Origin of the sequence: Bacillus sp. z60-11, assembly GCF_046464135.1 — a bacterium.
Classification (GTDB): Bacteria; Bacillota; Bacilli; order Bacillales; family Bacillaceae; genus Bacillus; species Bacillus sonorensis_A.
The window spans coordinates 127,254-139,980 of record NZ_JBIYSN010000007.1 but is presented as its reverse complement, the minus strand read 5'-3'; the positions used below and the strand labels follow the sequence as shown (position 1 = coordinate 139,980).

At 37.6% G+C, this 12,727-nt stretch carries 8 protein-coding genes; all 8 read right to left on the bottom strand.

What is annotated here, in order from left to right; genetic code table 11:
• Positions 1 to 448 precede the first annotated feature (448 nt).
• The 8 genes from ACINLD_RS18625 to rlmD all read right to left on the bottom strand — a co-directional run bounded on the left by ACINLD_RS18625 (position 449) and on the right by rlmD (position 12,682).
• Complete coding sequence (locus ACINLD_RS18625; protein WP_410207116.1) at positions 449 to 1,369, bottom strand: DUF5655 domain-containing protein; 921 nt, start codon at positions 1,367 to 1,369, stop codon at positions 449 to 451.
• A gap of 428 nt (positions 1,370 to 1,797) precedes the next feature.
• Positions 1,798 to 2,898 carry an MrcB family domain-containing protein gene (locus tag ACINLD_RS18620; RefSeq protein ID WP_410207115.1) on the bottom strand — a complete coding sequence of 367 codons (1,101 nt, stop codon included), beginning with the start codon at positions 2,896 to 2,898 and terminating at the stop codon, positions 1,798 to 1,800.
• A 263-nt stretch (positions 2,899 to 3,161) separates the two neighbouring features.
• Positions 3,162 to 4,307, bottom strand: coding sequence for a hypothetical protein (locus tag ACINLD_RS18615; RefSeq protein ID WP_410207114.1), 1,146 nt, complete (start codon positions 4,305 to 4,307; stop codon positions 3,162 to 3,164).
• 179 nt (positions 4,308 to 4,486) lie between these two features.
• The gene (locus ACINLD_RS18610; protein ID WP_410207113.1) at positions 4,487 to 7,645 is read right to left on the bottom strand and encodes a type I restriction endonuclease subunit R; all 3,159 of its coding nucleotides are present in this window, start codon (positions 7,643 to 7,645) and stop codon (positions 4,487 to 4,489) included.
• A 22-nt stretch (positions 7,646 to 7,667) separates the two neighbouring features.
• A complete protein-coding gene (locus ACINLD_RS18605) occupies positions 7,668 to 8,882 on the bottom strand; it encodes a restriction endonuclease subunit S (protein WP_410207112.1) in 1,215 nt (404 codons plus the stop codon).
• Complete coding sequence (locus tag ACINLD_RS18600; protein ID WP_410207111.1) at positions 8,872 to 10,464, bottom strand: type I restriction-modification system subunit M; 1,593 nt, start codon at positions 10,462 to 10,464, stop codon at positions 8,872 to 8,874. The genes ACINLD_RS18605 and ACINLD_RS18600 overlap by 11 nt, the downstream gene beginning before the upstream one ends.
• Before the next feature lie 20 nt (positions 10,465 to 10,484).
• A complete protein-coding gene (locus tag ACINLD_RS18595) occupies positions 10,485 to 11,054 on the bottom strand; it encodes a restriction endonuclease subunit S (protein WP_410207110.1) in 570 nt (189 codons plus the stop codon).
• Between the two features lie 239 nt (positions 11,055 to 11,293).
• Entirely contained in the window at positions 11,294 to 12,682 is a 1,389-nt protein-coding gene (gene rlmD, locus ACINLD_RS18590) for a 23S rRNA (uracil(1939)-C(5))-methyltransferase RlmD (RefSeq protein ID WP_410207109.1), read from the bottom strand.
• Positions 12,683 to 12,727: the final 45 nt, after the last annotated feature.

The window sequence follows — 12,727 nt, the reverse complement described above, 5'->3', positions numbered from 1 at the left end:
GTGTAAAAAACAATTTAGGCTCTTCTTTTTAAAACCCCCTATTGATTAACAACACTTTCCCCACAGGATAAAAAAGGATTCTGAGAAAGACAAAACAGACAATTAGGAGATGCTTGCTAATAACAAATCGGCCCCTTTTTCAAAATAATAGTTTTCCTGTAAACGAGGAATATGACCGTTGTGTTCAACCAGCAGCTCTTTACCGTCAAAATCGGGAATATTTTCACCGGTTGTGATTTAGATTTCTTCGGTAGGGTCGAGTTTGCGCAGGTATTGGTCTAACTGGTAGTGGTTCATGAGGGCGGCCTCCTGGTTGGTGAATGGGTGGATTTTGATTTGAGAGGATCGTTAAATTTATGAATTCGATTTCGTACTTTATTATCCTGCCCGCTACTTAATTTTCTGTTTTCAAAACAGAAAAGAGCCTTTTTTATATGTGAAAAGGCTCTTAAACTTTATTTTTCTCATAAACTTGTTTAATCAAACCGATGATATATTCAACATGCTCTTCATCGCTGATTTGCACTTCATAATCGCCGTTTCCCCAGTGGCCGGTCTCAGAAACATCTCTCATTAAACCCGCCGGATCATCCAGCTCGCCCTTTTTGGTGTTGATCCAAATTTTCAAACCCCTTTTTAAGAGAAGAACATCTACCATGTTACGCTTATTAACAGTAAATGCGATATACAGCTTTGTCGCTTTGACTGATATGTTGTCACCTACATTTAAAATGTCTTCTTTGAACTGATGGTATAGGTCAATCACCTCATCAGGCTTGCGGATTAGATGATCTTCTTCAGTAAATACTTTGATTTCCCTGCTCACTTGTTCAATCGCTTCACTTTGATTCGAAATTGTGTTTATCGAACCCGATGTCCTATTTGGTCTGATAGGATTCATTTGTATCAGGTCATTTTCATACCTTTTAATTTCCCACAATTCCATTGGTAAATCTCTAAAATTAATGGATTCCTTTTGGTGTGTAGTAAACTCAGGCGAAATAAAGATAATCCTTGATTGTGACCAATCAATGCTATTCCTTTTCAAATGCCTTCCTTGATTTTCATTATATTCAAGAATGAAGTCTGCTTTGTTATTAAGCATGATGGACAAATAAGCATAGCCTTGGTCAATCACGCTTGAGTGCTTCTTATTTTTATATTCAATAATGACAAACGATTGCGTCTGATCATCAAATGCCAGCGTATCAATTCGAAAGCCGGCAACTCGAAACTCAGACGCGATGAATTTAAGGCCCAACAATTGCTTTAAATTCTTTTCACAAAGCTGTTGTATGTCTTTTTCTTTCTTAAACGGTTTTTCCCGGATTTCTTTCAGATCTTGATGATGTAATTGAAATAGATACATGTCTAGGCTCCCTTACTTTCATTAGGAATAAACGACGTCATTTTCTAAAAGCATTCTCTTTAACAATTCCTCAGTTTATTCTCGCTGTCTGATAAACAATTCATATACACCGTCGACATGATGAAGGCCTTTCTTTCTCCGCCTTGAAAGGTATGAACCGTTCCTCCATCGATAAACGTTTAACATCAGGTGATAACGCACGCTTGATGGCGCCGACTTGCATTTTAAAAGGGGTATGGCGCCAATGAGACTTTTTGCTTCATGATAAGCATTTCGGATGTTGTAGAAATGCTCATTGATCCATGTGGAGATGACCCTAGCCTAATTTCATTATATCGGCTACCCGCTTTTTGCTTGTCTGGTAAGAGTCAACTTGGATATGACCATTCCTTAAGCTAATCATATTAACATTTTTTATCTAGTAGATATCAATACATTCCTTTAAGATAAGAAAAAGTAATTTCAACTCCTATCTTTTTCAAGTGATCCTTCCGCTGATCATACAATTTTTTCAACAGTCTTTGCTTCTCCTCATCTTGACCATAATGAATAAGACGATGACAGTGTGGGCATAGGCTTACCAAGTTTGCCAGTTGATCTAAGTCATATTTGAACTCCTCTTGCTTGGCGATAGGGATAAGATGATGACACTCAACATAAGGCATGTTGGTAGATTTAGAGATAAAAGTTTTGTGGGAATGGTCAATTTCACAAGTATAATTTGAAAGCATCATAGCTTTTGAGGCAAGACTTGCATTTCTTGTCCATTGCCTTTGACCACCTTGATTAATGATAGGTTGCGGACGTTCTCTCTTTTGATTGATTTCATATCCGATATTCGAATTCTCGGATATGATGAAGGTTTGAGCCGCTATCTGATACTCCTCTTCGTTAACCCGGTCTTCTAAAAATTGGCCGTCTTCCTGCAACAGAATAAAATCATTAAACTGTTCTATCGATCGATTTCCGATAAGACCTTCTATTTCTTTGTATGTAACTAATAAAGCTTGTAAATCGCTTATAATGTCTTCTGAACTTGGAAAATTGCTTACATCATAAAAACGACCACATACATGTCCTAACTCATAGCCCCTCGCAAGATCACCTTCACCCTTTAAATCGATATTTGAAAGGTTCATATTTTGACGGATGGTATTTAGTTTTTCTCTAATAATTGAAGCTGTTTTTTGGATTTTGGCCCTACCTATTTTTGTTCCATACTTTTCTTTAAAGTAGGTCCATCCTTGATTCAAACTAACATAAACACCGCTTCCATCTGCACTAAATAAGTAAACAATATAGTAGCCCCTTGTCGCCGAAGTCGTTAAATTCTTTATAAAAATTGAAACCCAAGGAATCTCAGCCCAACGACCTTTTCCAACAGAACCTGCTACATGATATATACTAGGTTCTAAGTCAACAACTTTAAAAAAAGTGTCCTTTATTTCATGACAAATAAGGTGCGACAAAGGGTGCCCCTTAAATTCCTCATGTTTTGCTTGTTGATATGTTGATAAAACGCGCTTCATTTGTTCACTAATCGTTAGTTGATTTGATATTTTGTGTTCTATTTTGATACACCTCTTTATTCAGTAGGACTTTATGCAAGAAATGGTACCTTCATATAACATTATAAGCCTCTCCTGGGTTGGAGAGGCTTATGTTTTTAGATTTTTATTTATCTTTTTTGACAAGCACGGCCACACACTCCACATGACTCGAGTTGATGGCATTGATATCTTGTGCAGATTTTTAATCTTACGTGCGGGAATATATCGACAGTTTCATTTCACTATCCTTTGTACACTATTATTGAGCCTTCCATTGCGTAATAATTGATAGATATTTTGCGATACTTATTTCTGAAAGATGAAATATATTCAATATACTCAGAATAATCGCAAGGTCTAACATCAAATATTCTATAAAACTCATTTGTTTCTAAACCATTTCGTAATTCAGCACATCCAATTATCTTTTCATCAGCGCATCCTTTTTTCTTGATAAATATTTTATGAAACCTAAAATCAAAGCTATATATTTCATCATTAGGCTTTACAATAAGAGGAAAAACTTTAATTTCATTTGGCAGCTCACTAATATCATTTTCCACGTCTATAAAAAACGATATAAAGTCCACAACCTTAGAATCTGTTGTTTCTTTAACTTGTAGCCTAAAATTTATAGTATGAATTCGTTTAGAGGTGTCAAGGCAGTTGTTTAACTGATTCTGTACTTCTTTTAAAATATCATTAATTGTCTTTATCACATAATCATTTATCTCTCTAACTTTATCAAGAGCATTTACTGTTGGAAACGTCACACCATTATAAATGAATTCTCTAATTAAAAATTCATTAGAATTTCCTATTATTAAGCTGTTTTTTACAGTAACTAGAATAGTCTTTATATGCTTTATGTAATTATCAAAAGCCTGCAAATACTTATAATTTTTATCATTCTTATTTTTATTAAGTAAAGAGCTTAATTTTGAAAAAGCGGTTATACTATCCAATGTGCGTAGTACATTTTGAACTAGTTTTCTATCAGTGGGATCACTAGACTGATCACCAAACAGTGCTGCATTAATTATTTGAAACAAAACATCCATACTTATTCTTGCATAGTGAAAAAACTCCATTGTATTTTTCTGCAAAAAGATAATGTCGTCGATTTCCAGCCCTGCAATATTTAAATTAGTACAATTTAAGTCTTCTCCTGTTATAGACGCTGATCCAGTATCAACTGCCTTTTCAATTATTTTTTGGCCCTTATCAGACAAAGCTTTTATTCTTTGGCTATATCCCTTTTCTAATAATCGGTACGATACGTTCATAAAGACAAGGGTTTCATTCAAGCTCTCAACATATTGCCAAGTATCATAAACTTTATGTTGAGCCAGTTTTTTCTGAAATTCTTTTAAGTCAATTGTTACCATTATCAATCCTCCTTGCTCTAATTTTTTATTTTCTTTACCTCTGCTGATTAGATCTGTCTTTAGATAGCTTTAATGTGTTGCCATTCATTTTCACCCGATTATGATTCCAAGCAAAAGTCGGTTTGAAAATCCTGCGACTCTAGCTTTTTTTAAAGAAAGGCATTAATTTCAAAACAACTTTATCTCAACTCATCATCCAAAGGTACAATGACTTCATCTAATGTCTTTTTCCATTGACGCTTGATTTCTGGTCTATATTTCAATGGTTTTGCATCTGGATGTACGGCTTTATACTTATCAAATTGACCACTATTGTTAATTTTACTAATATTAGGAATAGAATTTATTCCTACCACATATTGAATTGCAGATAAATGTAGCTCATCTTCTTCCACAAACCAAGTATTCGCAAATTCATGAATCGCTTTGTCACGTGCTTTAGTGAAGAATCTTCGTTTCACTGCAAGAATGTCTTCCTCTGCATCTATTTCATTGGCATCAATAGCATTTAACATCGTGCGGTATACGTCTTTAACAATTTCTGATTTCTTCAGTTTTTGAAGGGCATTTTCGATCTCGTCGCGGATGTTCTGATTATTGGCCGAGTATGTTTCTAATAGTCGGTCAATATAAGTTGAGTCAATATCATAGATCTTAACTGCATTTTCCCCATAGAATTCAATGTCTGAGAAATCTGGTCCCGGTCCATCTTGGTTTCCTACATCTTCGAGTGAACCCTTAACCGTGCTATATATCCCAATATATTCTTCTAAGGTTTTTACCTGTTCTTGAAGTGCTGTTGATTTCTTCATATCATCGTTATAGTCATTATATGTAACTAAAGCTTCATATGAATTGTTTAGCTCTTGAAATGCTTTCACGAACTCAATTCGGGTTTCAAGAGACGTGTTCTCATCTATATCGGTTGGATTTGGAACTAATGTAGTTAGCGCTTTGTGAGCCTTTTTAAAGCGCTTCTTCGATTCATCATAAGTCGGATAAACAAGACTAGATTCCTCTTGTGCTTGCGAGTATAACTTCGTCGCATTCTTTACATTTTGCTCCATTGTTGAAGGTTTCCGGAATGTCACAATTAATCCTTTTGTCTTTCCTGGATAAGTACGGTTGGTTCGAGAAAAAGCCTGAATTAAATTAGCATAACTTAAATTTCGATCGACAAATAATGTTTGTATCGTTGGTGCATCGAAACCAGTCAATAACCGATCGACAACAATGACAAGGTCAATTTGTTTACCAAATTCTTTGAACTCTGCTTTCTTACGAGCTAACCGATTGTTAATATCACCATTATATCGTTCAATATCTTCTATCGACCAAGCAGTGTGATAATAATCGTTATATTCCTTAATAATCTCTTTCATTTCATCTTGAATTTGTTTCGAATTGTCTTCGTTTTCTTGAATCGAATAGGTGATCGCTATTCGTGGAAAATCCGGATCTTCAATTGTACGTCCGGTTCGGATCGGATGTTCAGCAAATTCTTTCGTCAACCATTCTGGATCTTTCGTCGTTTCCTTGATCGCCCGATAGTAGCGTTTAGCCATTTCAATAGAACTGGTTGTTAAAATGGCAGACTTTTGCGGGCGGCCGTTTTGGAAATCAAATTTAGTATAGGCATTATCCGGCCTGAAAATCTTATGAATAACTTTTTGAATATGATCATTAGATTCAAACGAAGATGGTTCAAGATATGCTTCCTTTTCTATTCCGTCCATTTGATCAATGATGTGATTAATTTCATCTGCAGTCAAATTGGCGTATTTTTCATTTTGACGCAGTTGATTAAAAATATAATTATTTAATGATGTTGGATCAATTGTATCTTCGTGCTCTACTTGAAACCCTAAAACAGCACCATCATCCAATGCATTTTTAATGGTATAGGTGTGCAAAACTTCTCCATATTGATCCCGAGTGGTACGAGCTAATTGACCTTTTGCCTGTTTTTTATTCTCGTTAAATATTGGTGTACCTGTAAATCCAAACCAAGTTGAATTTGGAAAGAATCCCTTAATGACTTGCATCCCTTCTGCACTTAACGCACGATGGCATTCATCCACGACAAAGACAATATGTTGCCCTAGCAGTTTCTTAAAGCGCTGAGTACCTTTTTGCTCCTCTTGCCTTTGGGCATAGCGTAAGGTAGATTCCAATTTTTGGCGAGTGGTAATAATCACTGTATTGGAATTGGCATCAGACAGTAGAGTATCACTTAACTCCTTCGCACTTCCAGTTCCGACAATCAAGCTATTCGATATTGCATTACCAGAAGAAATACCGGTATTAAACTCGGAAGCAAACTTGGTGAATTCGGTCGTCGTTTGATTGTCCAAGTCCTTTCGATCAATGAGCATAATGGTACGATCTACACCTGCTTTGCGAGCTAATAACTTCGTGGAAACAAAACTTGTCAACGTTTTTCCTGAACCAGTCGCATGCCAAACATACCCGGATTGATGTTTCATGGTAGATGTAAACAAAGCTTGAATCGCATGAATTTGATACGGTTTTAACACTATTACAGCTTTGTTGTCTTGGTCCTCACTTACAATTGTATAATCGGCAATCAATCGATGGGCATCTGGAATATTCAAGACTTGTTTTACAAATTCATAGAGATTTTCTACTTTTCGATTGTCCTTTGTGCGCCAGCTAAAGACAAATTTCTTATGCATATCTTTTGGCATCGCATTAGCAAAATAGCGAGTCGTTTGTTCATTGGAAATGACAAATAACTGAAGAGTAGAAAAGATATTATTTCTAAACATCCCTTCTTCTGAGTATTTCTTGATTTGATTAAAGGCTTGAAATACACCGTCTTTGGCACTTACCTTTTTCAATTCAATTTGAACAATTGGCAATCCATTAATTAAAAGTGTCACGTCAAATCGGCGATCACGACCATCAACGTTAGCCTTTTGTTTCGCAATCTGATGAACAACTTCGTATGTAGAAATTCCGCCACCTATGTCTTGGTTAGAATACAGCACTAAAGACATCGAACCTAAAGAGACATCTTCACGTTCAATCGTAATCCGGGCAATTCCATTTTCCCCTTTGAGCCACCTAGCAGCATCAAAAGGTGTCTGTGTTTTCGATAGTAATTCTGTTTTAATCGTATCGAATTCTTTATCAGTAATTGGATGTTCCCCAATTTCTGATAAGTTATTTTGCGTAATCTTTTGACGTAAGTTCTGCCATAGGTCTTCTTCCGATTTTAAATCAGGACGATAATTCCACTGATTGTGCCCTTCCCCCAACACTTCAATCAGGCGACGTTCTACTTGAGCTTCATCTTTATGCGGTATCTTTGTCATGATTCTCTCTCCTCTATTCGGCTTAGACAAACATTTTTTGTAGGAATGCTTTTTTTGTTTCTTTTAAGGCATCTAATTCACGTTGATGAAGAGCGATCATGTCGTCTAGTTGTTTAAAAAAGTTGCCGATTTTTGTTTGTTCCTCTTTTACCGGTATTTTTATGTTAATCGATTCAATATCCGAGGCATTAAAAGAAGGTAGTGCCCCTACCTGAGCATATCTCGGAAAAAATAAAGTTTGAAAAAGGATATATCCAAAATTCATATCCCATGTTTCACCAAAAGAAAACGCCATAATATTGTTATCAATGAAAAAAGGAGTTGTAACTAATCTCTTTCTATTTAGCATTAAGGCTGCCCCTACCTTAGCGAAAATAACTGATGGAACATCTTCAATAGGCTTCCATTTATTTTTTTTTATTTGTTCATTAGTCACATAATTATTGGAATTTAGCATTTCGCTTTCATTCCCTATATTATTCATATCAGATACCTTGTAAAAGGGAATACCTCTACGACCACCTTGTTCAGAATCTGGAAATCCTATTCCTGATCTAATTTTCCCAAGTTCTCCTAACTTCCGCTCTTCCCACTCCCCAGTAAATCCCGGGAACCGAACCTCGGGCACAGACTCCCCCTCTTTTGGAAACATTTTTTGCAAGAATCCCTGTTTTGTTTGTTTGAGGATGGTTAGTTCTTGCTGGTGAAGAGCGATCGCGTCGTCTATCTTTTTAAAAAAGGTTCCTATATCAGTTTGTTCTCCCACCGAAGGCACTATCAAAGGCATATTAAAAAATGTATCTGAATGAATTCTTTTAGCTTTTCGAGAACCATTTGCAATCGTTCCTTGATATAGATAAAATTGTTTTCTTGATACGTATTCAAGAAAGAAAAATGAGTTGAGATTATCTGCGATATCAAACGCAGGTGAATCTAATGTTGATTCATAGCCATCTAGATTATCAGGAATAATTCCAAAAGCTTGATGGAGGAAATCTAACTTCCCATAAATAAATTGGCCTGCTTTGCGAATATAGTATTTGGTTTCTTCACTACCTTGATAAATTTCATCTTTTGGAACGACGCCTTTTCCCCAAAGTTTTACTGTCAATTTTTTAGCCTTAAGACCATTTGTCCCTGAAATTCTACTTTCTGTCAAAAATTCCCCAATCTTACGCTCTTCCCATTCTCCAATATATCCTGGAAATCGAATTTCTGGTGTGCGCTTATTTTCCATGATTAAACACCTCTAACGCACCCTTAATCCATTCTGCGTTTTCCTCATCATATTGTAGTAAAGAAATCATGTCATAAAGGCTAGACTCTAGTTCTGCTTTTTCTTTTCGAATGTCTTTGATTTTTGAGCCAATTGCAGCCATATCCACAGGCTCTTCTTCTTCAAAGGTATCTACGTATCGAGGAATGTTCAAATTGAAATCATTCTTTTTGATTTCATCGAATGTTGCAACGTGGGCATATTTCTCAACGTCTTCTCGCTTCTTATACGTTTCGACAATCTTATCAATGTTTTCTTTGGAAAGTTTATTTTGGTTCTTTCCTTTTATAAACTCTTTACTTGCATCAATAAATAACACATCACGAGTGCTGCGGTTTTTCTTCAAGATGATGACTGTTGTTGGAATCGATGTGCCAAAGAATAAGTTTGCTGGCATGCCAATCACAGCATCAATACTGCCATCTTCTAATAATTTCTTCCGAATCACACCTTCTGCAGCTCCACGGAAAAGTACACCATGCGGTAAAACGATGGCCATTGTTCCTGAGTCTTTCAAATGATAGAACCCATGTAAAAGAAAAGCAAAGTCTGCTTTTGATTTCGGCGCTAACTTTCCGTAACGATTGAAACGAGAATCATCTAAGAATGTAGAATCTGCAGACCATTTTGCAGAGTATGGTGGATTCATAAGGACGGCATCAAAAGTATAAGGCTCATCTGTCGGCCAATCTTTGTTCAATGTATCCCCATTGCGTAACCGCATATCTTCTTTAGTAACGCCATGCAAGATTAGGTTCATCTTCGCTAGATTAAAAGTTGTTGTATTTAGTTCTTGCCCATGATATTTTACACTATCAGGATAATTAATATAGTTTCGAATATTCAACATCAAAGAACCAGAACCCATCGTTGGGTCAAATACGCTAAACAATTTTTTGTCTTCTTGACCAATCGCGGCAATACGAGCCATCATGTCAGATACTTGATGAGGTGTGTAAAATTCTCCCGCTTTCTTACCAGCCTCTGAGGCAAATTGGCCAATTAAGTACTCATAAGCGTCCCCAATGACGTCTCCATCATGACGGATTACATTGACATCATTTAGTTTCTTCAATACTTCAGTAATCGTAATGTTTCGCTGTTGATCATCTGATCCCAGTTTTTTTGATGTCAAATCCACATCATCAAACAACCCATTAAATTGATCATATTTCGTAGACAAATCGATAAATGCTTTTTTCAAGCCTTTTAGCTGAAACGTATTTTGTTTCGCTTGGTTGGCTAATACACTGAATAAATACTTTGGTTCAATATCATAGCCCAATGTATCGACTAACGTTTCAATCAAGTCATTTTTTATCTCTTCATCTGCCAATGATTCCATATACAATTGAGTTTGTTTGTCTTGTGTGTTGTATTCTTCTAACGATTCACCCGCTATTTCAACTACTTTTTCTAATAATTTATCGGATAAGTACTTGTAAAAAATTAATCCTAGTAAATAGTTTTTATATTCTGATGCATCCATTTTGCTTCGCAAGTTGTCTGCGGCACTATATAATTTTGAGTATAATTCAGCCATGGTTGTGTTCCTCACTTTTTCTATTGTTGGTCTAATTGTTTTAATACTTCTAAAAAAAGTTTCTCTTCAAGTTCTGCTTGCTTCTTTGCCAAAGCTTGACGCTTTCTTGAACAGAAATAAGCTTTTCCAATTATCCTTTGTTTCTCAATACTTGGTAACTGGATTTCCAACTCTTTTAAAATCGCTGGAGTTAATTTTGGCACAGCACTTCCTTGCATCGAAATTGCCATTTGCCTTTTCATTGCGTACGATTCATTCAACGCATAACATAAATAACTACGATCCAATTCATCATGTTCGATCATGAGTTTCGCAAAATTTTGATTGATGATCTTGCCTTGGTTTAAGTCACTCACTATCCCAGCTTTGGAACTAACAAAACTGAAAACAACGTCTCCGACATTGCTCAAATAGCTTTCTTTATGATTTGAATGTCCAGCATCAAACCTAGCTTGTGAGTCTAGAAATGAGCCATCTAAATCATTCATTAAATCCTCATATGTATAAGCAACTAATGTATGATCATTTTTAACGTTGCCTCTAGAAAGGTTTCTTCCTATCTTAACCGTTACAATATCTTCAAGTTTCATATCCCACCCTCATCGATAGAGTATTTCTTCAAAATTACTCAATCGAATTGCAATTTGAATCATATCACTCTAATAATACCCCGTCAACAATTTATCATGTAATTTTTACGAATTACAACAAAAAAGACCAGGATAAAATCCAGGCCTTCAAAGAAGTTATCAAAGAGCAACATCAAAAAGATTAAGTCTTTGAAGAAGAAAAGATGTCATCCATAAAGTTTTAAACTATTAGGTACAGTTTAATCAACTGTTCCTTTCAAAACCAACTTCGCCACACACTCCACATGGCTCGTATGCGGAAACATATCAACAGGCTGCACCTCAAGCGTCACATACCCGCTATCCTCCAGCACACGCAAATCGCGCGCCAAGGTTCCCGAGTTGCACGACACATAAACCACACGCTTCGGCTTCATCTCCAAAATCGTCTGCAGCAAAGCCTCATCGCACCCTTTGCGCGGCGGGTCAACCACTAGCGTGTCAGCCGCAATGCCTTCCTCATACCATTTCGGAATCACGGTCTCCGCTTCGCCGACAGCAAACTCAGCGTTCTCAATACCATTCAGCTCGGCATTCCGCTTTGCATCCTCAATCGCTTCCGGCACAATCTCAACGCCGTACACCTTCTTCGCCTGCTTCGCTAAAAACAACGAAATCGTGCCGATGCCGCAGTACGCGTCAATGACGGTTTCTTCGCCATTCAGTTCGGCGTATTCAAGCGCTTTGTCGTAGAGCACTTTCGTTTGCTCGGGGTTGACTTGGTAGAACGATCTGGCGGAGATGGCGAATTTGATGCCGCCGATGGTGTCGTAAATGTATTCTTCTCCCCAGATGACGTGCGTTTCGTCGCCGAAGATGACATTTGTTTTTTTCGGGTTGATGTTTTGGACGATCGATTTGACGTGCGGGAATGCCGCGGTGATCTCTTCGATGATTTTCGCTTTGTGCGGGAAGTCGTTTGTCCTTGTGATGAAGACGACCATCATTTCGCCTGTGACGGCGCCGTATCTGACCATGATGTGTCTGAGCCAGCCTTTGTGGCGTTCTTCGTTGTACGCTTTGATGCCGTATTTGCCGCAGATCTCTTTAATCGCTTGAACGACGCGGTCGTTTTCCGACTGCTGGATCAGGCATTCGTTCATATCGATGATTTCATGACTGCGCTGCTGGTAGAAGCCTGCGATCAGACCGCCTTCTCTTTCGCCGACAGGGACCTGGGCTTTGTTTCGGTAGTTCCACGGGTCTTCCATGCCGAGGGTCGGGTGGACGGTGATCCGGCTTACATCAAGCTTGCCGATTCGCTCGAGCACGTCTTTGACTTGCTTCTGCTTGTAGAGAAGCTGGCCTTCGTAATTGATGTGCTGCAGCTGGCAGCCGCCGCACTGTTTGTAGATCGGGCACGGGGCATCCGTGCGGAAGCGGCTTTCTTCCTTCAGGTCGATCAAGCGGCCGAAGGCGAAGCCTTTTTTGACCCGGGTCACTTTGATCTGCGCCTTTTCGTCAGGCAGCGCGTTCGGCACGAAAATCGGGAAACCGTCGACTTTGGCGACTCCGGCGCCTTCATGTGTCAAATCTTCAAATACAACATCATAATATTCATTTTTTTGCACGGGGGCTTTTTGTTTCATATTTTTCACCTGCTAAAAGAAAAACTTGGCCAAAGCATGCGACCA

Coding starts and splice junctions, on each gene's coding strand:
- ACINLD_RS18625 (WP_410207116.1), bottom strand. CDS start 1,369: ATGTATCTATTTCAATTACATCATCAAGATCTGAAAGAAATCCGGGAA.
- ACINLD_RS18620 (WP_410207115.1), bottom strand. CDS start 2,898: ATGAAGCGCGTTTTATCAACATATCAACAAGCAAAACATGAGGAATTT.
- ACINLD_RS18615 (WP_410207114.1), bottom strand. CDS start 4,307: ATGGTAACAATTGACTTAAAAGAATTTCAGAAAAAACTGGCTCAACAT.
- ACINLD_RS18610 (WP_410207113.1), bottom strand. CDS start 7,645: ATGACAAAGATACCGCATAAAGATGAAGCTCAAGTAGAACGTCGCCTG.
- ACINLD_RS18605 (WP_410207112.1), bottom strand. CDS start 8,882: ATGGAAAATAAGCGCACACCAGAAATTCGATTTCCAGGATATATTGGA.
- ACINLD_RS18600 (WP_410207111.1), bottom strand. CDS start 10,464: ATGGCTGAATTATACTCAAAATTATATAGTGCCGCAGACAACTTGCGA.
- ACINLD_RS18595 (WP_410207110.1), bottom strand. CDS start 11,054: ATGAAACTTGAAGATATTGTAACGGTTAAGATAGGAAGAAACCTTTCT.
- rlmD (WP_410207109.1), bottom strand. CDS start 12,682: ATGAAACAAAAAGCCCCCGTGCAAAAAAATGAATATTATGATGTTGTA.